Consider the following 25,046-nt stretch of genomic DNA (forward strand, 5'->3'; position numbering starts at 1 on the left):
GAAATAAAGCTCTAATGAGAAAAATTCAAATATTTACAAATTTAAAAAATATCGTAATTTGCCTTTATAAAAAAAATTCCGTTACTTTAATCTTAACATTTATAATTTTAAAATTATCTAATGCCCCTGTCAGTGCCCAAATAAAAAAAGAAGCAGATCTTTTTGCAACATCTTGGTATGAATCAGAGGGTGGCCGTGTCAGATTAGCTATTACCAACCCTTCCATCTCTGGTATAAGAGAGGGCATTATTGAAATTGTTTTAAAACCAGGATGGAAAACATATTGGCGTAATCCAGGAAATTCAGGCATAGTACCATTTTTTAACTTCAATCAAAAAGTTTCTTATGAAATCTTCTATCCCACGCCACAACTCTATGAAACAGAAAATGACTGGTCATTAGGCTATAAAGATAAAGTGGTTTTGCCCTTCAGTATTTCTGCTTTAAACAAAAATGTAAGTGGTACTTTCACTCTTGGATTATGCCATAAAATCTGTCTTCCATTCACTGTTAACTTTGATTTTCCTCCATCCGGTCAAAAAAACACACATCTCCCTCTCTCCTTGTTAAAAAAAGCTCAAGATGCCTTACCCCGTACAACGCATCATGAATTTAAAATAAGCGCTGAAAAAGAAAAAGATACCCTCTTCATCAAAATACAAAATAACAACAAGGGTATACCTTCTGCTCTTTTTTTAGATGGAGGAGAAATGCAAATTGGGCCAGCCAAAAAAGTCAGTGAAAACACAGAATACACACTCTTTAGCGCTCCACTTCATTTCATACCACATGAAGGAAACCACACAATTTTTTATACAATTTCTTTTAAAGATCATGCTTTCAGTGGAAAATTTATACTTTTATAGACAACATATTGACTTACAATGAGAATTTGTCATCTTGAACTTGCCCCAAATATGCTAAGATTTTCTTCATTTTAACCTTTCTTATATTGAAGCAATCAAAATCATTTGCTTGCATATCCCACACAAGATTTGCGTATAAACAAAAACGATTGAAGAAAAAATGTCTTTTATGAACCACCTCAAGTGTCAAAGACTATCGCGGCATTTTAAACTAGCAAATAGTATGATGATAGTTTGTGTTTTCATCAACGTAAAGATGGTGCTACACAATAAATTTTACATTATACCATTCAGCAAGAGCATTATGAATAAGTTCAGAAGAATTGAGAAATATTTCTTATCTGCAACAAACTTTTCTTTCTACCCATGATAAAAGTAGCAAAGCTTGTAAAAAATCTATTTTGAAAAATATCCATTTTCACGATATTCGGTAATTGCTTTGCGCGCCAAAACGTCTGCACGCTCATTATCTGGGTGTCCTGCGTGTCCTTTCACCCAATGCCATCTGACCATATGACGAGAACACGCCTCTTCAAGAGCTTGCCACAACTCCATATTTTTTACAGGTTTCTTAGAGACAGTACGCCAATTATTTTTTTTCCAACCTTCAAGCCACATAGAAATACCGTTGCGTACATAAACAGAGTCCGTATAAAGATCGACAGAACAGGATTCCTTTAGCGCTTCCAATGCACAAATTGCTGCCATCAGTTCCATTTGATTGTTGGTGGTGTGCACTTTTCCACCATAAAGCTCACGTTCATGACCTTTCCAGCGTAAAATTGCTCCCCATCCACCAATTCCAGGATTACCCGAACAAGCACCATCTGTATAAATTTCAACGACTTTTTGTTGATTTAACATACAATTCAAAAACCCAATTCACTCAGTGAACCTATCTTACTGAAAAAACAAAGCTTGTGCCAATATTCCCATGGATCTTTCTTAATAACAAAGCTCTCTGGCGGTGTATTAAACCAATCATAAAGGCGCGTGAGCAAAAAACGTAAAGATGCACCACGTGCCAACAAAATCATTGCATTCAATTCTACGAGAAGCAATGGTCTTATTTTTTGATAATTTTCCAATAGTCGACGTGCTTTGGTAAGACTATAGGAATGGTCCGGTTCAAAACACCAAGCATTCAAGCAGATCGCTAAATCATAAGCCAAAAAATCATTACAAGCAAAATAGAAATCTATAATACCACAAAGATGATGGTTCAAAAAAAACACATTATCATTAAATAAATCAGCATGAATAATGCCTGTGGGTAAACTTGACGGCCAATTTTCCTGTAAAAAAGCCAATTCCATATCAATTTTTTGCCCAAACTCTCTTAACAATGCATCTTTGCTCGTTTGGCAATGTTTCCACAATAACCTCCAATCCATCACAGAAAGGGTATTTTTACGACTAAGCGTAAAATCCTGTCCTGCTAAGTGCAATTGTGCTAAATGCGTTCCCACTTCACCACAATGATGTATATTAGCCTGGCGAACCCACATTCCTTCTAGAAAAGTAATAATAGCAGCAGGACGTCCTGCTAATTCACCGATTATTGTTCCATCATTTTGTGCAACTGGTTGAGGACAAGGAATTCCACGCTGGTTTAAATGTTGCATAAGACTGCAAAAAAAAGGCAAATCATCTTTTGCAATACGTTTTTCATAAAGTGTTAGAACAAATCTCCCTTCTGTTGTATAAAGCATAAAATTAGAATTCTCTATCCCTTCCTCTATGCCTTGATAAGACACAAGTGAACCTATCGAATAACGTGTCAAAAATATCTTCAAATCATTTGGTTGAATATCTGTATAAACTGCCATTACTTCGCTTTCGTTACAGGCATGATTGTACCCTGATTTTCATTTTTTAGTGTCTCAGCTCCACCATTCACAAAAGCCATATCTTGAGGTGTTAAAGCGATATCACGTAATTCGCGACTCACCAAAAATGTTTCTGTTTCTACTGCTGTTTCTGCCAATTCTATTGTAACATCATAACGTTTACGAAAAGCTGAAATAATTTCATCAATAATAATCTCAGGAGCAGAAGCTCCCGCTGAAAGACTTATAATGGAAAGAGCACCTAGATGATCAAAATCTATTTCATCGGCACGCTGAACTAAAACCGCCCGCTGTGCACCAAACCTTTCAGCAACCTCTACCAAACGTCGCGAATTAGAAGAATTTGGTGCTCCAACAATCAAAAATAAATCGCTTCCCCTTGCTGCTAATTTAACTGCATCTTGTCGATTTGTGGTAGCGTAACAAATTGATTCGGCAGCTGGAGCCTCCAATGTAGGAAAACGTCGATATAGTACATCAAGAACTTCTGCCGTATCTTCAACAGAAAGTGTTGTTTGCGTTACAAATCCTAATTTATCTGGATCATCTGGTTGATAATGTAAAGCATCTTCCATCGTTTCGATTAATGTCACACTCCCCTTTTCAAGCTGTCCCATTGTTCCTATTACCTCAGGATGACCAGAATGGCCAATCAATATAACATGACGGCCATGACGTTGATGCCGTATCGCTTGTTTATGAACTTTAGAAACCAATGGACATGTTGCATCGAGATAAAACAAATTATAATGGCGTGCCTCTTCTAGTACAGATTTCGGCACACCGTGAGCAGAAAATACTACAGGTTGACCACGGTGTTTTTCTGGAATCTCATCAAGTTCTTCAACAAAAACAGCGCCACGTTGCTGTAATCCTTCAACCACATAGCGGTTGTGTACAATTTCATGACGAACATACACTGGAGCGCCATATTTTTTTAAGGCAAGAAGAACAATCTGAATAGCACGATCAACCCCTGCACAAAATCCACGCGGACCACAAAGACGGATTGTTAAAGGAGGAAGTATAGACATAAACCATCCTTAATATCTCTAACTTTAAGCATATGTTCAAAAAAATTATTTCTATCTACTACATAAACAGTGAAAAGAAACGATTGGCAATACCATATGCGTCTCATAATGTATCTCTAGGGTATTTTCTTCAGGAAAAGCTCTTTCAAGTTTTTTCTTTCATCTCGCACTCTTAGATAGTGATAAAAGACCAAACAAGGGATTCAATCAAGAGAACTCCAAAGAGAGCAGCTAAATAAAATAACGAAAAGAAAAACAATTTTTTTGCCATCAAAATGGTTCCATCATGCGTGTCTGCTTTCCATAAGCGATAGGCAAAATAAACAAACACAATGCTCAAAATTGTTGAAAAAATACTATAAAAAACTCCTGCAAAACCGGTAACACAGGGGCCGGCAGCACATATTGCCATAAGAATGGTATAAAATAAAATCTGTTTTTTTGTTGAATATTCACCTCGTACATTAGGCATCATAGGGATACCCGCTGCTTCATAATCAAGAGATGAAAAAAGAGAAAGAGACCAAAAATGTGGTGGAGTCCACATAAAAATGATTAAAAATAATAAAAAGCTCTCAATACTCACTGTGCCCGTTGTCGCAGCCCATCCAATCATTGGTGGAAAAGCTCCAGACGCACCACCAATAACAATGTTTTGCGGCGTTATACGCTTTAGCAAAATTGTATAGATAACAACATAAAAGAAAATTGTGAATGCAAGAAAAAATGCTGCAAACCAATTAATAAAGATCCCCATAGTCAATACCGAAAACATCGATAAAACCATACCAAAAATAAACGCCCTCTTGAGACTGATTTTACCCATTGGGATGGGACGATTTTTGGTACGCTCCATCACGGCATCAATGTCAGCATCGTACCACATATTAAGTGCCCCCGCTGCACCTCCACCCACAGCAATACAAAAGATTGCTAAAAAACCATAAAACGGATGAATGGAAACAGGCGAGACCACCAAACCAACCAGAGCTGTAAAGACAACAAGCGACATAACCCGTGGTTTTAATAACGTGATATAATCACCGATAGTGGACTTTGGTGGAATTGATTTACCACTTGCAACCGATAATTCTCCTGAAACAGACATCCCACTCAAAGACCTTTTTCATTTTTGTCATCCACAAACAAATACTGTTTGGCATATGGGAATGACCAATTAATATTATAGCTCTTTTGAGAACTAGAACACCTCTACATATCCCCTAAAAACAAAAAGAAACATTTGCAACAAAAATATGTTTTCTCAGTACATTATTTCTTATAGTGCAAATGTACCATAAAAAAATATTCCACCAAACATTATAGAGTAACGCTAAAAACCTTATCTGATACGATAGCCTTGTTTTTCTTTCCTTTTTATTGCGTGCGTAGAGATTAATATGTTTGGGTAAAAAATGGTTTTGTGTTACAGTGTTGTCATTTCGCTTCGAGTATTTATTTTTATGTAAAGCTATACATTAAGAGTGTATGGTAAGCTAGTTAGGGTTTTCTGTGGTACTTTATAAATTATTTAAAAATTTTTTTTCTTTTGCTGTTATTATTTGCACACTCTGTAGTATTTCCTTCAACCATGCTACTGCACAAACCTCTCATGTGCAAAATGTGCCTGCCCCACAAACATATGGTGCATGGACAAAAGTTTGTTCTCTGCCACCAGGAACACCTAATATACAATGTGAAATTGTACAAAATGTACACACACAAAATCGCCATGATATTACTCTGCGCGTTACATTTTATAAACTTCCTAAAAATCAAGGAGCTTTGATGCGTGTTTTTGTTCCTATTCGCGTGGAATTGCGCCCTGGTGTTGGACTTAAAATTGATGATAAAAATATGGGAAGGCTAGAATATCGTCGCTGTCTTGGTGATAATTGTGTTGCTGAAGCTGTTCTTAAAGACGACATATTGCAGCTCTTTTTTAAAGGGAAGATGGCGACTTACTTTATTTTCACAACACCTGAGCAAGCAATTGGAGGACTCGTTGATCTCAACGGCCTTAGTGATGCTTATGCAACTCTGCCAACATAATAAAATTTTTGTATACTCAATGATTTAAACTTTATAGCGCGCTTCACAGCTTCTTAAGCACAAAAAATCTTTCTCAGCACCTCATGAAATAGGATAATGATTATGAAATCGCTTATTGATCATTTTGATATTGCTTCATCTCAAGTGCAATCACTTGTACAAGAAACGCTTCGTCATGCTGATGATGGAGAGCTTTATCTAGAATATACAGAAAGCGAAGCTCTTTTATTTGACAATGGACAACTCAAAAATGGCTCATTTCATCAAGATATGGGATTTGGTCTGCGCGTTGTTGCTGGAGAAGCTACCGGATATGCGCACTCTAGTGAATTATCAATAGCTGCACTCAAACGTGCTAGTGAAGCAGCAAAAGCTGTTACCTATCATAATCATGCTGGGCCTTATAGCATAGCACCACAAAAAACAAACAAAAGACTTTACCAACCACATAATCCACTTGGTAGTCCATCCTTTGAAGAAAAAAGTACACTTTTACAAAAAATTGATGCTTATTTACGGGCTAAAAATGATAAATTGCATCAAGTTACTGTTGCTCTTTCCGGCTCATTACAACATGTTGAAATTTTACGGGCAGACGGGCATCTGGTTCGTGATGTGCGTCCTCTTGTACGTCTTTCTATATCTGTGGTTGCGGCTGAAGGTAATCGGCGTGAAAATGGCTTTTATGGATGTGGCGGGCGACAAGCATTTAGCCGATTCATTGATGAAGAAAATTGGAAACATGCTGCTGATGAAGCTTTGCGTATGGCTCTTATAAACTTACAAGCAGAAGCAGCTCCAGCAGGGACATTTGATGTTGTCTTAGCGAATGGATGGCCAGGCGTTATGCTTCATGAAGCTGTAGGTCATGGCTTGGAAGGTGATTTTAATCGTAAAAAAACTTCTGCTTTTTCTGAACTTTTAGGCCAACAGGTTGCCGCAAAAGGTGTTACAGTTGTTGATGATGGAACAATTCCCCAGTGTCGTGGTTCACTCACCATTGATGATGAAGGTACTCCATCAGGATATAACGTTCTTATTGAAGATGGAAAGCTTATTGGCTTTATGCAAGACAGGCTCAATGCTCGGCTTATGGGGATGAAGCCAACAGGAAATGGACGTCGTGAATCCTATGCACATGCGCCAATGCCAAGGATGACCAATACCATGATGCTAGGAGGAGACAAAACGCCTGAAGAAATTTTGTCCTCACTCAAAAATGGTATTTATGCTGTTTCATTCGGCGGAGGACAAGTTGATATCACTTCTGGAAAATTCGTCTTTGAATGCACTGAAGCATATCGAGTGGAGCAAGGCAAAATTGTAGCCCCCATAAAAGGTGCAACCCTTATCGGAAATGGACCCGATGCTATGAAACGTATCACAATGATTGGTAATGATAGCAAACTTGATAATGGTATCGGTATGTGTGGAAAAGCTGGACAAAATGTTCCTGTGGGCGTTGGACAACCTCATTTGCGAATTAATAATATGACAATTGGTGGAACAGCACTGTCATGAAATATACCCCTTTAATCTTGTTAAAGGATTCTTAATGGAATTTTAAAAAGCCTCTTCATTGTGGCTAAAGCTTCCAGCCTGATTTTGCTTTTCGCTTACTTAAAAGGGCAACAACTTCAACATGTGGTGTCCATAAAAATTGATCTATCGGTATAACTTTTTCTACTGTATAGCCACCGGCGATAAGCAGAGATAAATCACGCGCAAATGTAAGAGGATTACACGAAATTGCCACTATACGGGGTATTGTTGCCTTAGCCAGTTCACGTACTTGCTCTTCCGCACCAGCACGCGGAGGATCAAAAACAACAGATTCAAAACGTTCAAGTTCCCTCACAGAGAGTGGACGGCGAAAAAGATCGCGTTTTTCACAAGTTACGGTTTTTAAATCCCTTGCAAAACGTGCGGCTGAACTTAAGTTTTTTAATGCTTTCTCATCATTCTCTACCGCATGAACATTCATCTTTTTAGCCATACGTAAAGCAAATGTACCCACCCCTGAAAACAAATCAAGAACATTCTTTGCTTTTTTTAAATGAGTCAAAATAATATTGCCCATCATATTTTCTGCTTCAGATGTTGCTTGGAGAAATCCGCCTGCAGGAAATTCAACACAGACATCTCCGAAGTAAATTAATGGTTTTTCTCGTTCAACCAAAACTTCATCTTCAACAGATAAACGTGTAATTCCACATGCAAGAGCTGTATGAACCATTTTCTGACGAAGTGATTCATGGCGTATAATATAACCACTTAAAGCAACATCTAAACCATTTGCAACATATGTTATCGTTATGTGAAATCGTTTGGCATGATTGCTTAAATGAGCACAGAGCTTCCTGATATCACCAAGTTTAGATAGTATTTGTGAACAACTTACTGGACACTCTTTAAGAGAAACAATTTCATGAGAGAGATGACGATTAAATCCGACTTTCTGACCTTGTGGTGTCATAGATGCCGTGAGAGTGATTCGTCGACGACTATAGGGAGTGGAACCTATTAAAGGTGAAACAGCAAGATCAAGTTTATATTCTTTCAGGGCATCAACAACCAGTTGTCTCTTCCATTTGTGATAAGAATCGATATGCCAATGTTGCAGTGTACATCCGCCACATTCTCCAAAATGTTGGCAGAGAGCATCAATGCGTTCTGGTGATTTTTTCTTTAATGCTACAAGTTTGGCATATTTTCCATGAACGGCGATCTCAGCGCATTCCCCTGGTAAAGTAAAAGGAACATAAACAAAGTCATGCAATGTTTTGATAACACCATAACCATTTACCCCAATATGGTCGATTATGACATTGTCATTCACTGTTGTTTTTCTCCAAATAACAAATATTCCAAATTGCCATCACCACCTACAATCGGTGAGGGAAGCAAAGCTTTTGCACTCCATCCTCTTTGCGTACTGAGCCAATCAAAAAGCTTTTCAGCAGTTTCTCTAGCCATTGACGGATCTTTTAATACTCCACCCTTACCAAGATATTGACGACCAACCTCAAATTGAGGCTTTACCAATAAAACAGCTTGAGCACCCCTTTTGGCTAAAGACAAAACAGGAGGTAATGCAAGTTTGAGGGAAATAAAGCTGACATCTGAAACAATAAGATCTATTTCCCGTCCGCTTAAATGTTCTGGTTTTAAATCCCTCACATTTAAGCCTTCTAATAAGGTTATCGCACCATTGTTCGATAAACGTGCATCTAATTGATGATGACCGACATCAACAGCAATAACATGCGCTACTCCACGTTCTAAGAGAACTTGTGTAAAACCACCTGTTGATGCACCAATATCAATAGCAGTCACTTTATCCGTTATAATTGGAAATGTATCAAGTGCACTGATCAATTTTAATGCCGCACGTGAAACATAATTTTGTGCCGGATCGCAAACGATAATCTCTGCATCATCAGAAATGATTTGCCCAGCTTTTAAAATGATTTCACCATTAACTTTAACGGTTTTACGTATAATCGCATCACGTGCTCGAGAGCGTGTTTTAAAAAAGTTTTTTTCAACTAAAAAAATATCCAGCCTTTTTCCGGCAATCATCTTACACTCAAATTTTCTGTTTTGTCTGAATCTTGCGCCCCAAAGCCGTAAAAACTGTGTTGACAATACCAACAGCATCAAGCCCTATACGCGAAAGAACTTTCTCTGGTGAACCATGATTCAAATATTCATCAGGAAGTTTTAAGGTGCGAACTTTCAAACCCTGTTCTAAGAGTCCTTCTTGCGCCAAAAATTGTAATAAATGGGCTCCAAATCCGCCTACAGCACCTTCTTCAATTGTCACCAACACTTCATGCTCACGAGCCAAACGACGCATCAAATCCTTATCTAAAGGCTTTGCAAACCGTGCATCTGCTACGGTTGTCGATAATCCTTCCGCTGTCAGCGCATCAGCAGCCCTCAACACTTCTGACATTCGCGTTCCAAAACAAACCAAAGCGACCCTGTTTCCCTCACGCAGAACACGCCCTTTTCCAATCTCTAATAACTCACCACGCTGTGGTAAATCCATGCCAACACCTTCACCACGCGGATAACGAAAAGAAATTGGCCCTTGATCATAAGCTGCAGCAGTACGCACCATATGCATCAGTTCAACTTCATCAGAAGGCGCCATCACAACAAATTCAGGCAGAGTGGCTAAAAAAACAATATCAAAACTGCCAGCATGCGTCGCACCATCTGCTCCTACAAAGCCTGCGCGATCAATTGCAAAACGCACAGGCAATTTTTGAATCGATACATCATGGATAATCTGATCATAAGCACGTTGTAAAAAAGTAGAATAAATCGCGACAAAAGGCTTATAGCCTTCACAAGCAATGCCTGCTGCAAAAGTTACCGCATGTTGCTCAGCAATACCAACATCAAACATTCTTTCAGGAAATTTTTCCCCAAAAGCATCAAGGCCCGTCCCCGTTGGCATCGCTGCAGTTATACTTACAATTTTATCATCATGTGTGGCTTCTTCTATTAAAGCCTTAGAAAATACCTTTGTATAGGGTAGGGCATGGCTTGGTGCTTTAACCTGTTTCCCTGTTGTAATATCAAAACGGTTAACACCATGATATTTATCCGATGATGCTTCAGCAGGTGCATATCCCTTGCCCTTATGTGTCACAATATGTACCAAAACAGGACCATGAGGACATTCACGAACATTTTTCAAAACAGGTAATAAATGCTTTAAGTTATGGCCATCTATTGGCCCAACATAGTAAAAACCAAGCTCTTCAAATAAGGTTCCCCCAACCAAAAGGCCACGTGCAAACTCCTCTGAAAGACGCGCCTTATCTAAAAAGAACTTAGGCAATTTTTCTCCCAGTAGCTTTACCCGTTCACGCAAACTACGGTAAGCAGGACGGGAAACCAATCGTGCAAGATGTGCACTCATAGCACCTGTTGGTGGTGCAATAGACATATCGTTGTCGTTAAGAATAACAATCAAACGTGCATTTAAAGCACCTGCATTATTCATCGCTTCATAAGCCATACCAGCAGACATAGCACCATCACCAATAACAGCAATGACGTTGCGTTTTATCTCTGCTTTCAAAGCACTTGCTACTGCCATGCCAAGGCCAGCCGAAATAGAAGTAGAAGAATGGCCGGCACCAAATGGGTCGTACACACTTTCAGAACGCTTCGTAAAACCTGATAATCCACCCTCTTGACGCAATGTACGTATTCTCTCTCTACGCCCCGTTAAAATTTTATGCGGATAAGCTTGATGACCAACATCCCAAATAATTCTATCCTCTGGTGTATTAAAAACATAATGCAATGCAACAGTAAGCTCAACAACACCAAGGCCCGCACCAAGATGACCTCCGGTTACAGAAACCGCATCAATTGTTTCCGTCCGTAACTCATCAGCTAACCTTACTAAATCAGACTCAGGCAATGCCCGCAAATCATGGGGGAAACAAATACGATCAAGTAATGGTGTCAATCTTTGAGACAAAAAAGGCTCCTTAATATTATCTTATCAGATAAGTGAAATGGTAAGAACATGTTTCTCTCCCCCCTCTTTTGTTGATAGTTTTGCATATCTTCATTGGAAAATATTTTTTATTGGTAGCATGGTATGTTCTTTTTTTTACGCATTTATTTCATAAAAAAACAATAAAATGCCTTTCCTAAAACTCAATTATTAGATCTCCTATCTTGCAATAAATATCCCTAAAGGTTCACTGTTCTTCAGAATCAAGAGGCTCTACACCTTCTGGATAACCTTCCTTTGAAAGCTGAATTTTTTCAACTTTAGCTTCAGCTACTTTCAAGAGTTTTTCGCAATGTTTTTTAAGAGATTCGCCTCGCTCATAAATATCAATTGACTGTTCTAAAGGAACATCCCCACGTTCTAAATTCTCTACAATTGCTTCAAGCTGCTTAAGTGCTTCTTCAAAACTTAACGCCGTAATATCCCCCTTATTTGTCTCTTGTTTCATGTAATCCTCACAAAATCTCTGTTCTGGATATATGAACTCCAAAACCTTCTAAACCTAGATAATGATGCTCTTGAGAAGCATAAACAATAACAGAATGAATTCCCAAATATTTCAAAATTTGTGATGCTAAACCAACTTGACACCATTCTTTTTCACGTTCAATTGCCTGCACATGGTCTTCCAAACTTTTCCTCGTTATCCCCTCAATGCCAACTGTTGATTGTATATCAACAGATTCTTCACGCAAACAAACAAACACACCACATTTTTCTTTTTTCATTATATGCTGCATAAGAGTGATAATATCTGGAGATTGCCCCAAAACATTGTGCAAAATATTTTCACGATGCAGACACACAGGAATATCTTTACCCTCACTGATATCGCCAAAAACAATTGCAATATGTTGTATGGCTTCCCAAGGAAGTTGATAAGTTTTGACAATTGCTGGCCCTATTGATGTTTCAATCGGCAATTCTCCAACATGCTTGATCAAAATTTCTTTACACTGGCGATAAGCAATCAAATCTGCAACCGTTATAATATGCAACCGATTCTCTCGCGCAAATTCTGTAATCTCATCTCCATGTTTAACGCTGCCATTATCATTGACCAATTCACCAATAACACCAACGGGGGGCAAACCAACTAATTTACATAAATCAACGGCTGCTTCCGTATGGCCTGAGCGCATAAGAACCCCCCCTTCATGCGCAATCAACGGAAAAATATGTCCTGGACGAACAAAATCGCTCGCGCCAGCATTTGAATTCGCAAGATTACGCACTGCTAATGTACGGTCGCGTGCTGAAATCCCTGTCGTTGTTCCATGTTTAAAATCAACCGTCACAGTAAATTGGGTACGATGCGCTGAATTATTATCTGGTACCATAGGAGTAAGATGAAACCGTTGTGCTTCTTCTCTTGGCATAGGTGCACAAACAATACCCGTTGTATGGCGAATAATAAATGCCATCTTTTCTTCTGTACAATGGACAGCAGCAACAGTCAAATCGCCTTCATTTTCACGATCATTATCATCGGTAACCACAACAATTTCACCGCGTTCAAAAGCTTGAAGTGCTGAGACAATTTTTTCTTCGTCATACACCATTATTTACCTTTCAAATTGTCCAACCTGACCGCGATGTCTTAAATAATGGTCAGCAATAGCACAGGCAACCATTGCTTCACCAACAGGAACAGCACGAATCCCAACGCAGGGGTCATGACGCCCTTTCGTTACAATGTTTACTTCATTACCATCAACATCAATTGAACGACGTGGTGTTAAAATTGATGAAGTAGGTTTTACAGCAAAACGCGCGATTATTGGCTGCCCACTTGATATTCCGCCTAAAATACCACCGGCGTGATTGGATAAAAAGTGTGGTTTTCCATCACTTCCCATGCGCATTTCATCTGCATTTTCTTCTCCTCTCAGACGCGCTGCTGCAAAACCATCACCTATTTCAACTCCCTTCACTGCATTAATCGACATAAGGTATGAGGCGATGTCTTGATCAAGTTTTGCGTAAATCGGGGCTCCTAAACCTGCTGGAACATTTTCTGCAACAATTTCAACAACAGCACCAACAGATGAACCATCTTTGCGTACTTTATCTATATAATCACTAAAAATCTGTACTATCTCGGAATCAGGCGTAAAAAAAGAATTGTTATCAACCTCTGACCAATTCCAACGATCACGATTAATTGTATGGGGACCAATCGCTATCACTGCCCCCCGTACAATCAAGTCAGGAACAATTTTACGTGCAAGAGCACCAGCAGCAACACGTGCTGCCGTCTCACGCGCTGAAGCTCGTCCACCACCTCGAAAATCACGAATGCCATATTTAACATCATATGTATAATCTGCATGACTAGGGCGATACTGATGAGCAATGGCACCATAGTCTTGAGAGCGCTGATCTGTATTTCGAATCAAGAGAGAAATTGGGGCACCCGTTGTCACCAAGGTTGTCTCCTCATCTTCAGAAACAACACCTGAAAGAACCTCTACGCGATCCAGTTCTCGACGCTGCGTTGTATATTTGGATTGTCCTGGTCTGCGTTTATCAAGATAAGCTTGAATTTCTGAAAGCGTAAAAATAATGCCGGGAGGGCAACCATCAATGACACAACCAAGAGCAGCTCCATGGCTTTCCCCCCATGTTGTGACACGAAACAAATGACCAAATGTATTATGCGACATGAAAAATGACCCGTTTCTTCGTCAAAATATACGTAACTACAGTCTATGTTGTGCTGTATAAAACAGTTTCTATCCCCAAATGTCATTGGTCGTTTTAAATTCGATCAACTCACTTTTATCGAATCAAGCTTACTCTTTAATGACAGAAATATCTGGCGCATCCACAGCTTTCATACCTATGATATTATAACCTGAATCCACATGATGCACTTCACCTGTAACAGAACGAGACAAATCTGAAAGAAAGTAAAGAGCAGAATCACCAACGTCTTCAATTGTTACTGTTCGACGTAAGGGAGCATTGTATTCATTCCATTTTAAAATATAACGAAAATCACCAATGCCAGAAGCAGCTAAGGTCTTGATTGGTCCAGCAGATAAAGCATTAACACGGATATTTTGGGGACCTAAATCCACTGCTAAATATTTCACACTCGCTTCAAGAGCCGCTTTAGCAACTCCCATCACATTATAATTGGGAACAACTTTTTCTGCACCATAATAACTCAGTGTTAAAATTGAACCGCCATCCGGCATCAATTTCTCTGCACGCTTTGCTAAAGCTGTTAAGGAATAAACAGAAATATTCATGGTCATCATAAAATTCGACTCGCTAATATCAATATAACGACCACTTAATTCATCTTTATCAGAAAAACCAATAGCATGAACTAAAAAATCAAGCCTACCCCACTTCTTCTCTATTTCTTTAAAAACCGCATCAATAGATAGATTATCAGAAACATCACAATGACCGCAAACTAACCCCTGTACTTCTGAAGCCAAAGGCTCAACACGCTTTTTCATCGCATCACCTTGATAGGTAAAAGCAAGCTCTGCTCCTGCAGCACTTGCCGCTTTAGCTATCCCCCAAGCGATAGAGCGATTATTGGCTAATCCCAAAATTAAACCACGTTTGCCGTACAATAAACCATTACCCTTAGCCATTAGCACTGCCCCATTGTTACTTAAAATTAATATTACTCCTCTGCCTATGGCATAGGTCAACTTTTTCTTCAAGTAATTGGTTAAAAAACTATGCTTTTATATCACTCAAACGTTAACCTTCTTGCATTTGCAAAAATTGTTCTAAACCAGCATCCCCACCTTCTGGCAACATAATACGAACATGCACATAAAGATCATCTCTCGTGCCATTTTTTAAACGAAGCCCTTTTCCTTTCAACCGTAAAACACGATCGGAGCTTGACCAAGCAGGAATCGTTAAAACCACACGGCCTTCTAAAGTCTCAACTTCCTCTTTTGCTCCCAAAACAGCGTGTTTAAGGGAAATTGGTAAATCAAGATGGAGAGCTCTTCCTTCAACGCGTAAACGAGAATGTTTTTGAATCTGAATCTTTATCAGCGCATCTCCTGCTTGCCCATAAGCCACCTCTTCTCCTTGGCCCTTTAAACGAATAGTTTGTCCATCTTCAACATAGTCTGGAAGTTTAATTTTTAACCTTTTTCCATTAGGAAAGACGGCTTCTACCTTTTCTGCACCAACCATCTGCTCCAATGTTATTGCAAGATTAGCGCGAACATGCGCCCCTTGTTGAGGCCGATTATATCGTGCTGAATTCGAAAAACTGTCTCCCCTACCAAATAGATCACGAAAAATATCACTTGCATCAAAACCTGCACCACCTGAAGAAGAAAAATCAAAACCTTTTCTCCCTCCTGAAAAGGGATTGTGGCTATTGCTAAAATTTTCACCAGCACCATAAGTTTGATAGAGTGGCTTTCCTTCTACATCAATTTCACCACGGTCAAACTGTGCCCTCTTGTCTTTATCGCCAATAATTTCATAAGCTTGATTAATTTCAGAAAACTTTTCTTTAGCTTTTGCATCATTCACATTGTGATCTGGATGATATTTCTTTGCTAATTTTCTGAACGCTGATTTAATCTCTTGCGGTTTTGCGGTACGTGCCACACCCAAAATCGTGTAGGGATCACGCATATTGTCCTCTTTTCAATTTTTCCGTTTTTAAAATATCAATTGGTATGTTGTTCAATATTTCTCATCATTTCATCACTCCCTTTTCAAGAATGATTTTTCTCCTCTTTATATGTCTATCAAGAAACTAAAATACCAGATAAAATAGATATTTTATTTCATTTAACTCACTATATCCTATACTTAAGATAAAAATGATAAAGATACCATAATAGTATATGACGGCATTGTTTTTTACAGTAAGAAAAAATAGCGCTTTATTTCTTGATGACAAAATAAATTAACGAGCTCCTCACTCATACTCGTAGATATTTGGAGATATTATGAGCAATAAAGTACAAACAGATGACGATTTTATGCAAATGCAAAAACCTTTCACCCTTTTTGCAAAATGGTTTGAAGAAGCAAAAATGCGTGAGATAAATGATCCTAATGCTATGGCATTAGCAACCGTCGACGAAACGGGTTTGCCTAATGTCCGTATGGTGCTCCTCAAAGATTATAGTCCCCAAGGTTTCGTTTTCTATACCAATTATGAAAGCCAAAAGGGAAAAGAAATTTTACAATCGATGAAAGCATCCTTAGGTTTTCACTGGAAATCACTGCGCCGTCAGATCAGAATTCGGGGTATTGTTGAAAAAGTCAGTGTTCAAGAAGCAGATGCATATTTTCAATCGCGCCCACGTGGCAGCCGAATTGGTGCTTGGGCATCAAAACAATCTCGACCATTAGAAAGCCGTTTTGTCCTTGAAAAAGCAATTGCTCAATATACGGCACGTTATGCAATAGGAAATATCCCACGTCCTCCCTATTGGTCTGGATTTCGCGTTAAGCCCCTTTCTATCGAATTCTGGCGTGATCGCTCATTTCGTTTACATGACCGCCTCCTCTTTACACGCGATTGTGTTGAACAAAATGATTGGCAAAGGCAAAAACTTTATCCCTAATTCTCCAAAATTTCATTGTTATTGAAAACCTTATCCTGATAACGATAAAACAATCCTTTGCAAAACGAACAATTAGATCATTGACTTGAAGGAAAACCTCTTTTCTTTCTATGTGAAACTTGGTTGATAACAATCTTTTTCTTACTGTATCGCTTGAAAAATGATTAAAGTTTAAGGACTTCAACTAAAATTAGTTGGCCTTTTCAACAGTGTTTAAATAAGAGAAAAGTAAAAGTACTTGATACTGATATCTTCCTGCCTCCTCGCTTTTTTCATTTACCCCAAAGGAAGATCCAATCTGATAAGATTATAATTTTATACCGGAAAGAGACTTTAAGATCAAAAAAATAAAATTTATCTGTCAAATGTAGATAGACTCTTAAAAAGAGCGAAGAATAATAAATTTAAAAACCAATAAACTCAGGCTTTCATTTTTAATATCCTATAAAAGATATCCGTTTCAACATGACGTAATTTTTTTTAACTTGTTATTAAACCGCAGAGGAAAACATCATCCATATACCACCGCATATTAAACCAGCAAAAATTATAAAACCAATAAATGAATTCGATTTGAAAAGCCTTAGACATTGTGAACTGTCATTTATATTAATGACTTTTATTTGAATGAACATATGAATGCTTGCTACAAAAATCCCCAAAAAGCTAATAAGAGGGACTTTTGCTAAATAAAATGCTAGACTGATGAGCACCACAAAACCACTATACAAAAATACCAAAGCACGTTTGGTGCCTTGCCCAAAAAGAAGTGCTGTCGAGCGTACGCCAACGGTTGCGTCATCCTCTTTATCTTGATGTGCATAAATTGTATCATAGCCTATCGTCCATAAGATGGATCCCATATAAAGTAAAATTGGTGACCAACTCAGACTTCCACACACAACTGCCCATCCCATTAATGCGCCCCAATTAAATGCAATACCTAAAAAGAACTGTGGCCAATATGTTACGCGTTTCATAAAAGGATAAAGTGCAACTGCTGCCAATGACGAAATCCCTAAAAAAAAACTATATCTATTAAACTGTGATAGGACAGCTAAACCCACCAAACATTGCACCAATATAAAAAGCTTTGCCTGAAACCGACTTACATGACCTGTTGGCAATGGACGAGAACGTGTTCTCTCTACCTGAGAATCAATTTGGTGATCGATAAGATCATTCCAAGTACAGCCTGCACCGCGCATGGCTATGGAACCTAAAAGAAAAAGCAAGAGATACCAAAGCCAATGCAATAATACTGATAAAGGAGGCAATGGGTATACTTCATAAGAGAGAAAAGCCATCGTTGTGGACCAAAAACAGGGCCACATCAATAACTGCCACCCGATAGGCCGATCCCAACGTGCTAATTGCGCATAAAACCATACAGAAGGGGGCAGAAAACGATAGACCCACTGTTTGGAAGATGCATCCATCACGCGTCCTTGATTTTCGCAGGATTGAATATGTGCAATATTTTTACTTTTTTTCATCAAATAATTTTACCTTTAGTCTTGCGATAGAGGCATTTCATTCTTATGACAGGAATCATTTAATCATCTTCTATGATAGGAGCAAGCCATGAACATCCTTCTTATTGGCTCAGGCGGACGAGAACATGCTTTAGCATGGAAAATAGCAACTTCACCACTGCTAACAAAATTATATTGTGCTCCTGGAAATCCTGCAACAATAGAACATGGTGAAAATATTGATTTAAACATTGATGACCATTCTCTTGTTATTGACTTTTGTAAAACGCATTCTATTGACCTTGTAGTTGTTGGGCCAGAAGCACCACTTGTTGCTGGTATAACAGACTCTCTCAATAAGGCTAATATCTGTGTATTTGGACCGACTCAAAAGGCTGCTCAGCTAGAAGGTTCAAAAGCTTTTACAAAAGACCTATGCCGTAAAAATAACATCCCTACAGCATCTTACCAATGCTTTGATGATTCTGCAAAAGCCAAAGCTTACATTCATCAACAAGGTGTTCCTATTGTTATTAAAGCCGATGGCTTAGCTGCTGGTAAAGGTGTTGTTGTGGCAACGACTATAGAAGAAGCATTTAATGCCGTTGATGCCTGCTTCAAAAGTGCCTCCTGCGATGCAGAAACAAAAATTGTTGTCGAATCTTTTCTTGAAGGTGAGGAAGCAAGCTTCTTCTGTCTTTGTGATGGTAAAGTTGCTCTGCCCTTTGGCTCTGCACAAGATCACAAACGTGTAGGTGATGGTGATACTGGAGCAAATACCGGTGGCATGGGCGCTTATTCACCTGCTCCCATCATGACTGAAGAAATGGTTAATCGTGCCCTCAAAGAAATTGTTGAACCAGCTCTCTGCAGCATGAATGCACTGGGAGCTCCCTTTAAAGGCGTTCTTTTCGTTGGATTGATGATAACACAAAAAGGACCTGAACTCATTGAATTTAACGTGCGATTCGGTGATCCTGAATGTCAGGTTTTAATGATGCGTCTTAAAGATGATATTCTCCCCATACTTCTTGCGGCAGCTCAAGGAAATCTTGAACAAAAAAACCTTCAATGGTCTGAAAAAACTGCTTTGACTGTTGTTATGGCTGCCAAAGGTTACCCAGGTTCTCCCCAAAAAGGTACTGTTATCCGCAATCTTGATAAGGTAAATGCTCTGCCTGATGTGAAAGTTTTTCAAGCCGGCACTCTATTGTGCAATGGAGAACTTATTGCCAATGGTGGACGCGTTTTAAATATAACAGCAACGGGAGAAACCGTTATGCATGCACAAAAACGCGCCTATGAAGCTGTCGATTGTATTGATTGGCCAGAAGGCTTTGTCCGCCGTGATATTGGATGGAGAGCCATAGCACAAAAAAGTTAAATCCTTTGAGCATTTCTTTTTATGATCTCATAGTTTTACTTAAGATAATATGCAGCATAAATAAGAATCATGTTCTACTATTGCCTTTGCATCAAGGAAGATATTTCTATATCACCAAAACCAAGAGCTTAACTACCTTAGAAAAAAGGCATTAAGTTACCAAAATAGAAGAAACATCTCATACAGATGCCTGCTGAAAATATACTTTTCAACCAAAACTCTCAAAAATGAAAAATACATGCATCTGGTAGTACAATAGCAAAAAACGAATACACAGCAATACTACCGTAGAGCAATCCGATTCGCGATCACCAAACGTAAACCCAAAGGTTTTCTAAAACGAAGTAAAAAGCGCTTTTGTTTAGAATGTGACGTCGTACAAAAAAAACGACGTAAATCAGAACGATCTTTGACAACCATAACGCGATTATCTTCATTGATCATAAGCATAGGAAGATCATAAGTATCTGCCCATAATCGCCAATCTAGAAGAACATTATTCAAATCTCTCGATACTAAAAGTGGAATGCACGCTTCCTCATCCTTATGCAGCAACTCTAATGCAACGGCTCTCTCCCCCGAATGTGTTTTTACAGTGCGTGCCGCAATGCCTTCGAAATGATAAGACGGCATTAAACGCGATAAGCTTGAGGGCGTATCCATTTTAAAAAAAACACCGCGATCACTTAACGAACAAATTATTTTGTTGCCCGTTTTTGATGAAAAATATGTCGTTGTTTGTGGCAAATGGCACGGATCTAACCGAAATTCAAGCACCGCTTTTGCCTGATTAAAGCATTGATTAGCCATATACAGTGTCCCAATTTATCTTAACAATATACACACCCTTTAGCAGCTTTTTCTCATTGGATTATTAAAAGATTGAATAAAAAACAACTGGTTTCTTTTTTTGGTTATTGAAATCTAAACAAAAATACATAACTCTCTTTATATCTCTTGAATTATAAGACTTTTCTAGGGTTCATAATCCCTAAAGGATCGAGTACTTTCTTAATCCCTTGCATAATCTCTAGTGCAACAGGTGATTTGAAAGTACGAAGTTCCTCACGCTTAAGTTGACCAATTCCATGCTCAGCAGAAAATGCACCTTGATAGTGCATCACTAAACTATGAATGCTCTGGTTCATTCGTGACCATAACTGCAAAAAGGCTTTAGGATCAGCGCCAATAGGCTGCGTAATGTTATAATGCAAATTTCCATCGCCCATATGGCCAAAACAAACTATCCGCGCGCCTGGAGCAATCTCTTCAACAATATGTGCTGCCTCAGAGATAAAATCAGGTATAGAGGCAAGGGGCACAGCAATATCATGCTTAATGGATCCTCCCGCTAACTTCTGTGCTGGTGATATGGTTTCACGCAATTGCCAAAAAAAATCTTGCTGCTTTAATGATTGCGCAACAACTGCATCCTCTATCACAGCATTTTTTAAGGACTCTTCCAAAATAATACTAAGCACTGATAATACCTCATCCTCACCCTGTAGTGAAGAAAGATGAATCAATACATACCATTCATGCTCATGCTCAAGAGGGGACCTCTCACACATCTTATAATCCAAAGCCATCTTCAAGCTGAGTTTTCCCATCAGCTCAAAACCAGTCAACATTCCCCCTCCATGACATTGTGCAAGAGATAAAAACTCAAGAGCCTTCGTGGGGCTACATAACCCCACCAAAGCAACTGCCTGTCCTTTAGGTCTTGGAAAAAGCTTTAAAGCTGCTGCTGTTATAACACCTAGAGTACCTTCTGCGCCAATAAAAAGGTTTTTTAGGTCATATCCGCTATTGTCTTTTTTGACAAAACGCAAATCATCCAGAAGGCGACCATCAGGTAAAACAACCTCCAAACCAAGACAAAGCTCACGCATATTGCCATAAGCTAAAACAGCCGTTCCTCCAGCATTAGATGAAAGATTTCCACCTATCTGGCAAGAACCTTCTGAGGCCAAAGAAAGAGGAAAAAAACGATCTAACTCATCTGCTTTTTTCTGTAAATCTTGTAAAATAACTCCAGCTTCCACCACAGCAAAATTACCCTCAAGATTTATAAATCTCACCTTATTTATTCGTTCCATGGATAAAAGAACGCTGTTTCCACTCTCATCTGGTTGTTGACCACCTACAAGGCCTGTATTTCCCCCCTGAGGTACTATCGGTGTGCGCGTTTGACTCGCTAACTGCATAATCGACGACACTTCTGCGGTAGAAGAAGGGCGTAAAAGTAAGGGAGTTTTTCCATGAAAAAGTCCACGTTCTTCAAGTAAATAGGGCATAATTAACGCCTGATCTGTTATAGCATGCCCAACACCAACAATTTTTGTAAATTTCTCAATTAACTCCTGCTCCATTTTCATTCCTCCTTTGGAGCCGCAGCACGTATGAGACGATCATTAATAGCCTCCCCTAATCCGTATGATGGAATCGGTTCTACTGCTATAGATTTCACCTTTAATGAATCCAATTCCCTCATATATTGAAATAGATGGGAGGCTGCCTCTTCTAATTGTCCACTCTCGCTAAGATTTAAAACAGAAACAGCATTTTCAACCCCCATAATGCGCTTCCTACCAAATGCTAAAAGTGCTTCACCACTTTCTACCTTGTTCACATTCAAACGCATCATAGCATTTGGTGCATAATGCGACTTTAACATACCTGGTGCCTCAATCGCAGTTCGCTGATCTATCCGTTTTAACAATTTTCCAGCGACTTCTTCAATCTTTTGCGCCGCAAGCCCCCCAGGACGCAAAAGATAAATATTTTCACCACAAACCTTAATAATTGTCGATTCAATTCCTATTTCACAAAATCCTCCGTCAAGTATCAAAGGGACAGATCTCCCTAAAGATGCCAAAACAGCTTCAGCAGACGTAGGACTAAGACGCCCTGATTGATTTGCACTAGGAGCAGCAAGAGGTCGACCAAAACATTCTACAACTTCTGCAAAAGGACCATTTGGAAAACGAACAGCCAACGTATTCAAACCGGCAGTCGTTAAAGGATGGATATTATGCTGTGCTTTTAAAGGGAGAACCAATGTCAAAGGTCCTGGCCAAAATGCCTCCATTAATCGACGCGAAAAAAAATCAATTTCAACATAGTGCTCCGCCATATCGATACTGCTAACATGCGCAATAAGAGGATTGAATTGTGGACGCCTCTTTGTAGAAAAAATAGACGATACGGCTCTCCCATTGGTTGCATCACCCGCCAATCCGTAGACCGTTTCTGTTGGCAAAGCTACTAATTTTCCCTGTTCAAGAAATGCAACGGCCTCCTTTATTGAAGTGCTCTTGAGAGGAAGAATAGTCATAAAATATCATTCCTATAGCGCCCTTTGAGTGGCGCAAAACTATAACGATGTAATCCCACAATTGGCCCATATTTATGAAGAGCCGTACGGTGTGCTAGCGTTGCATAACCTACATGCTTCTCTAAACCATAACCTTGATAAATTTGCCCTGCATATTCCATCATTCGATCCCTCGTTACTTTGGCAATAATAGATGCTGCTGCAATTGAAACCGAACGCTGATCGCCCTTAATTAAAGCAGTTGCTGGACACGGTAACTCAGAGGGAAGATCACGTCCATCAACCAGTGCATAATGAGCTGGAACTGCTAATCCTATAATACAGCAACGCATTGCTTCTAAAGTTGCTTGTCTAATATTGGACTGATCAATCGTATGCGCACAAAGACTAGCAATTGAAATCGCTAAGGCATTTTGTAAAATTTCATTGTATAATTTTTCGCGTTGTAGAAGAGAAAGCTTTTTTGAATCATTCAGTCCGTGAGGAATATGCTCTTTATCCAAAATAACTGCTGCCGTTACCACAGGCCCTGCAAGAGGTCCACGTCCTACCTCATCAACGCCGGCTATATGAAAAAAACCTTGGCTTCGCAAATCCAATTCACATGAAAAGTTTGGCTGAAGTGGTAAATTAAACATCTTTTATCAATCACAAATACAAAAAACTCAATGATGGAGTCTTCTGCACTGATACCCAACTCCTCTTCTAAAAGATTACTTTAGCACGCATATATTCAATCTGAAAAACAAAAAATACGCTTTTCATTACTCCCCATCACATATTGCCACCAAACAAAATCTCTTATCTTCTCTATTTATCTTTTAAATTTTTCCTAAAGTCATGATAGGCTTCACAAACCAATCTGGATGTATCGATTTGATAAGAAGAGCTGCCTGTTGGGCAGCTTGCTGATCTTTAAAAATACCAAAGCAAGTTGCCCCCGACCCAGACATACGAGAAAAAAGAGAGCCACACTCATCTAATGTAGATAACACTTGTGTTAATTGAGGAGCAATTTTTAAAGCAGAAGCAAAAAGATCATTACGCGTTTCTTGTAAAGATTCAACCAATGTATCAACTGTCTTCAAAGCTGCCGGATCAATTTTTAAGGGAGAATTATTACGTTGTTCCAAAGCCTTAAAAACAGTCTGTGTTGCAATCTGTTGTCCATGATTCACTAAAACCATTGCAAGAGAACAAGCTTCCTTTACTGGAGTAATATCTTGGCCAATCCCTTTCACAAAAAGCGGCTTTTGATATTCCAATGCAAAAAAACACATTGGCACATCAGCACCAAGCACTAAGCTCATTTCTGCTAATTTTTCACAAGAACAATCAAGATTCCACTGTTGACGCAATATGCTTATAACACCGGCAGCATTCCCTGAACCACCACCAATACCTGAAGCAACAGGGAGTGTTTTAACAAGTTGAAAAAAAGCCGGTTTAGCAATTTCAGGAAATGTCTTGCGCATAAAATCACGTGCACGAATAACCAAATTATCTGCATCAAATACCAGATCCTTTGCAAACGGACCGGTTAAAGCAAAGTTATCACATTCACAAGGCACATAGCTTAGATGATCACCGCTAAGACTAAAATAGACCAAACTTTCTAATAAATGATAACCATCAGTGCGCTGCCCAACCACATGTAAAGCCAAATTCAACTTAATAGGTGTCACTACATAAGAATGACCTTTGAATGAAGCTTGCACATCCGATATCATCTAACGTAATATTCACCTGTGCTGGAATCCTTTACCAACGTGCCCCGTTGTTTTGTGCTGGGTTTAGATTCTTCAACACCTCCTCCCTGTAATATTTTCCGTAATCGTTTCCTAAAAAAACAATAAGCATGAAAAATTATCATACACAACAAACTGAATGCAATCATTCGTATCATTTCAAGTGTATTCCTTTTCAGAAC

The 25,046-nt window shown here is 39.0% G+C and carries 23 protein-coding genes; 5 read left to right on the top strand and 18 right to left on the bottom strand.

The features are described from left to right. Positions 1-14 precede the first annotated feature (14 nt). Complete coding sequence (locus BN202_RS06265) at positions 15-866, top strand: protein-disulfide reductase DsbD domain-containing protein (protein WP_019219763.1); 852 nt, start codon at positions 15-17, stop codon at positions 864-866. Positions 867-1,262: 396 nt separating this feature from the next. Here BN202_RS06265 and rnhA read toward each other — a convergent pair whose 3' ends face one another. The 4 genes from rnhA to cyoE all read right to left on the bottom strand — a co-directional run bounded on the left by rnhA (position 1,263) and on the right by cyoE (position 4,858). After that, complete coding sequence (gene rnhA / locus BN202_RS06270; protein ID WP_019219764.1) at positions 1,263-1,730, bottom strand: ribonuclease HI; 468 nt, start codon at positions 1,728-1,730, stop codon at positions 1,263-1,265. Positions 1,731-1,735: 5 nt separating this feature from the next. Then, complete coding sequence (locus tag BN202_RS06275) at positions 1,736-2,695, bottom strand: homoserine kinase (RefSeq protein ID WP_019219765.1); 960 nt, start codon at positions 2,693-2,695, stop codon at positions 1,736-1,738. Continuing rightward, on the bottom strand, positions 2,695-3,750 hold the full coding sequence (ispH, locus tag BN202_RS06280) for a 4-hydroxy-3-methylbut-2-enyl diphosphate reductase (RefSeq protein ID WP_019219766.1): 1,056 nt from the start codon (positions 3,748-3,750) through the stop codon (positions 2,695-2,697). The genes BN202_RS06275 and ispH overlap by 1 nt, the downstream gene beginning before the upstream one ends. Before the next feature lie 172 nt (positions 3,751-3,922). After that, complete coding sequence (gene cyoE, locus BN202_RS06285; protein WP_019219767.1) at positions 3,923-4,858, bottom strand: heme o synthase; 936 nt, start codon at positions 4,856-4,858, stop codon at positions 3,923-3,925. 404 nt (positions 4,859-5,262) lie between these two features. Between cyoE and BN202_RS06290 the strand changes: the two genes are divergently transcribed. Together BN202_RS06290 and tldD are read left to right on the top strand one after the other, a co-directional pair. Further along, positions 5,263-5,802 carry an invasion associated locus B family protein gene (locus tag BN202_RS06290; RefSeq protein ID WP_019219768.1) on the top strand — a complete coding sequence of 180 codons (540 nt, stop codon included), beginning with the start codon at positions 5,263-5,265 and terminating at the stop codon, positions 5,800-5,802. Between the two features lie 102 nt (positions 5,803-5,904). Further along, a complete protein-coding gene (tldD, locus tag BN202_RS06295) occupies positions 5,905-7,323 on the top strand; it encodes a metalloprotease TldD (RefSeq protein ID WP_034987623.1) in 1,419 nt (472 codons plus the stop codon). A 64-nt stretch (positions 7,324-7,387) separates the two neighbouring features. Here tldD and BN202_RS06300 read toward each other — a convergent pair whose 3' ends face one another. The 8 genes from BN202_RS06300 to BN202_RS06335 form a co-directional block, all read right to left on the bottom strand. Then, complete coding sequence (locus BN202_RS06300; RefSeq protein WP_019219770.1) at positions 7,388-8,641, bottom strand: class I SAM-dependent RNA methyltransferase; 1,254 nt, start codon at positions 8,639-8,641, stop codon at positions 7,388-7,390. Then, positions 8,638-9,384 (bottom strand): TlyA family RNA methyltransferase, encoded by a 747-nt coding sequence (locus tag BN202_RS06305; protein ID WP_019219771.1) that lies wholly within the window; start codon positions 9,382-9,384, stop codon positions 8,638-8,640. Before BN202_RS06305 ends, BN202_RS06300 begins: the two co-directional genes overlap by 4 nt. A gap of 7 nt (positions 9,385-9,391) precedes the next feature. Then, complete coding sequence (dxs, locus tag BN202_RS06310) at positions 9,392-11,308, bottom strand: 1-deoxy-D-xylulose-5-phosphate synthase (RefSeq protein ID WP_019219772.1); 1,917 nt, start codon at positions 11,306-11,308, stop codon at positions 9,392-9,394. 226 nt (positions 11,309-11,534) lie between these two features. After that, positions 11,535-11,795, bottom strand: coding sequence for an exodeoxyribonuclease VII small subunit (locus tag BN202_RS06315; protein ID WP_019219773.1), 261 nt, complete (start codon positions 11,793-11,795; stop codon positions 11,535-11,537). Positions 11,796-11,802: 7 nt separating this feature from the next. Continuing rightward, positions 11,803-12,909: a 3,4-dihydroxy-2-butanone-4-phosphate synthase gene (ribB, locus tag BN202_RS06320; RefSeq protein ID WP_019219774.1), complete on the bottom strand. Its 1,107-nt coding sequence runs from the start codon at positions 12,907-12,909 to the stop codon at positions 11,803-11,805. A 3-nt stretch (positions 12,910-12,912) separates the two neighbouring features. Continuing rightward, positions 12,913-14,013: a chorismate synthase gene (gene aroC / locus BN202_RS06325; RefSeq protein ID WP_019219775.1), complete on the bottom strand. Its 1,101-nt coding sequence runs from the start codon at positions 14,011-14,013 to the stop codon at positions 12,913-12,915. Positions 14,014-14,142: 129 nt separating this feature from the next. Next, positions 14,143-14,961, bottom strand: a complete 819-nt coding sequence (gene fabI, locus BN202_RS06330) for an enoyl-ACP reductase FabI (protein WP_019219776.1) — start codon at positions 14,959-14,961, stop codon at positions 14,143-14,145. Positions 14,962-15,073: 112 nt separating this feature from the next. After that, positions 15,074-15,976, bottom strand: coding sequence for a DnaJ C-terminal domain-containing protein (locus BN202_RS06335; RefSeq protein ID WP_019219777.1), 903 nt, complete (start codon positions 15,974-15,976; stop codon positions 15,074-15,076). Positions 15,977-16,296: 320 nt separating this feature from the next. On the opposite strand from BN202_RS06335, the gene pdxH reads away from it, so the two are divergent. Next, the gene (gene pdxH, locus BN202_RS06340) at positions 16,297-16,920 is read left to right on the top strand and encodes a pyridoxamine 5'-phosphate oxidase (protein ID WP_019219778.1); all 624 of its coding nucleotides are present in this window, start codon (positions 16,297-16,299) and stop codon (positions 16,918-16,920) included. A 491-nt stretch (positions 16,921-17,411) separates the two neighbouring features. On the opposite strand, the gene ubiA is transcribed toward pdxH, so the two are convergent. Then, entirely contained in the window at positions 17,412-18,416 is a 1,005-nt protein-coding gene (gene ubiA, locus BN202_RS06345; protein ID WP_019219779.1) for a 4-hydroxybenzoate octaprenyltransferase, read from the bottom strand. Between the two features lie 88 nt (positions 18,417-18,504). On the opposite strand from ubiA, the gene purD reads away from it, so the two are divergent. Then, positions 18,505-19,779 carry a phosphoribosylamine--glycine ligase gene (gene purD / locus BN202_RS06350; RefSeq protein WP_019219780.1) on the top strand — a complete coding sequence of 425 codons (1,275 nt, stop codon included), beginning with the start codon at positions 18,505-18,507 and terminating at the stop codon, positions 19,777-19,779. A gap of 282 nt (positions 19,780-20,061) precedes the next feature. Here purD and BN202_RS06355 read toward each other — a convergent pair whose 3' ends face one another. The 5 genes from BN202_RS06355 to BN202_RS06375 form a co-directional block, all read right to left on the bottom strand. Further along, on the bottom strand, positions 20,062-20,589 hold the full coding sequence (locus BN202_RS06355; RefSeq protein WP_019219781.1) for a DUF6101 family protein: 528 nt from the start codon (positions 20,587-20,589) through the stop codon (positions 20,062-20,064). A gap of 152 nt (positions 20,590-20,741) precedes the next feature. Beyond that, positions 20,742-22,151 carry an FAD-binding oxidoreductase gene (locus BN202_RS06360; RefSeq protein WP_034987628.1) on the bottom strand — a complete coding sequence of 470 codons (1,410 nt, stop codon included), beginning with the start codon at positions 22,149-22,151 and terminating at the stop codon, positions 20,742-20,744. Positions 22,152-22,153: 2 nt separating this feature from the next. Beyond that, a complete protein-coding gene (locus BN202_RS06365) occupies positions 22,154-23,116 on the bottom strand; it encodes an L-threonylcarbamoyladenylate synthase (RefSeq protein ID WP_019219783.1) in 963 nt (320 codons plus the stop codon). Further along, positions 23,113-23,754 carry a ribonuclease HII gene (locus BN202_RS06370; protein ID WP_019219784.1) on the bottom strand — a complete coding sequence of 214 codons (642 nt, stop codon included), beginning with the start codon at positions 23,752-23,754 and terminating at the stop codon, positions 23,113-23,115. The genes BN202_RS06365 and BN202_RS06370 overlap by 4 nt, the downstream gene beginning before the upstream one ends. A gap of 183 nt (positions 23,755-23,937) precedes the next feature. Further along, a complete protein-coding gene (locus tag BN202_RS06375; RefSeq protein ID WP_019219785.1) occupies positions 23,938-24,846 on the bottom strand; it encodes a 4-(cytidine 5'-diphospho)-2-C-methyl-D-erythritol kinase in 909 nt (302 codons plus the stop codon). Between the last annotated feature and the right edge of the window lie 200 nt (positions 24,847-25,046).

Source organism: Bartonella florencae, from assembly GCF_000312525.1.
In the GTDB taxonomy this organism is placed as follows: domain Bacteria; phylum Pseudomonadota; class Alphaproteobacteria; order Rhizobiales; family Rhizobiaceae; genus Bartonella; species Bartonella florencae.

What these genes read in the sequence shown, in the direction of transcription:
- BN202_RS06265 (WP_019219763.1), top strand. Translation starts at nt 15, where the DNA reads ATGAGAAAAATTCAAATATTTACAAATTTAAAAAATATCGTAATTTGC.
- rnhA (WP_019219764.1), bottom strand. Translation starts at nt 1,730, where the DNA reads ATGTTAAATCAACAAAAAGTCGTTGAAATTTATACAGATGGTGCTTGT.
- BN202_RS06275 (WP_019219765.1), bottom strand. Translation starts at nt 2,695, where the DNA reads ATGGCAGTTTATACAGATATTCAACCAAATGATTTGAAGATATTTTTG.
- ispH (WP_019219766.1), bottom strand. Translation starts at nt 3,750, where the DNA reads ATGTCTATACTTCCTCCTTTAACAATCCGTCTTTGTGGTCCGCGTGGA.
- cyoE (WP_019219767.1), bottom strand. Translation starts at nt 4,858, where the DNA reads ATGTCTGTTTCAGGAGAATTATCGGTTGCAAGTGGTAAATCAATTCCA.
- tldD (WP_034987623.1), top strand. Translation starts at nt 5,905, where the DNA reads ATGAAATCGCTTATTGATCATTTTGATATTGCTTCATCTCAAGTGCAA.
- BN202_RS06305 (WP_019219771.1), bottom strand. Translation starts at nt 9,384, where the DNA reads ATGATTGCCGGAAAAAGGCTGGATATTTTTTTAGTTGAAAAAAACTTT.
- BN202_RS06315 (WP_019219773.1), bottom strand. Translation starts at nt 11,795, where the DNA reads ATGAAACAAGAGACAAATAAGGGGGATATTACGGCGTTAAGTTTTGAA.
- ribB (WP_019219774.1), bottom strand. Translation starts at nt 12,909, where the DNA reads ATGGTGTATGACGAAGAAAAAATTGTCTCAGCACTTCAAGCTTTTGAA.
- aroC (WP_019219775.1), bottom strand. Translation starts at nt 14,013, where the DNA reads ATGTCGCATAATACATTTGGTCATTTGTTTCGTGTCACAACATGGGGG.
- fabI (WP_019219776.1), bottom strand. Translation starts at nt 14,961, where the DNA reads ATGGCTAAGGGTAATGGTTTATTGTACGGCAAACGTGGTTTAATTTTG.
- BN202_RS06335 (WP_019219777.1), bottom strand. Translation starts at nt 15,976, where the DNA reads ATGCGTGATCCCTACACGATTTTGGGTGTGGCACGTACCGCAAAACCG.
- pdxH (WP_019219778.1), top strand. Translation starts at nt 16,297, where the DNA reads ATGAGCAATAAAGTACAAACAGATGACGATTTTATGCAAATGCAAAAA.
- ubiA (WP_019219779.1), bottom strand. Translation starts at nt 18,416, where the DNA reads ATGAAAAAAAGTAAAAATATTGCACATATTCAATCCTGCGAAAATCAA.
- purD (WP_019219780.1), top strand. Translation starts at nt 18,505, where the DNA reads ATGAACATCCTTCTTATTGGCTCAGGCGGACGAGAACATGCTTTAGCA.
- BN202_RS06355 (WP_019219781.1), bottom strand. Translation starts at nt 20,589, where the DNA reads ATGGCTAATCAATGCTTTAATCAGGCAAAAGCGGTGCTTGAATTTCGG.
- BN202_RS06360 (WP_034987628.1), bottom strand. Translation starts at nt 22,151, where the DNA reads ATGGAGCAGGAGTTAATTGAGAAATTTACAAAAATTGTTGGTGTTGGG.
- BN202_RS06365 (WP_019219783.1), bottom strand. Translation starts at nt 23,116, where the DNA reads ATGACTATTCTTCCTCTCAAGAGCACTTCAATAAAGGAGGCCGTTGCA.
- BN202_RS06370 (WP_019219784.1), bottom strand. Translation starts at nt 23,754, where the DNA reads ATGTTTAATTTACCACTTCAGCCAAACTTTTCATGTGAATTGGATTTG.
- BN202_RS06375 (WP_019219785.1), bottom strand. Translation starts at nt 24,846, where the DNA reads ATGATATCGGATGTGCAAGCTTCATTCAAAGGTCATTCTTATGTAGTG.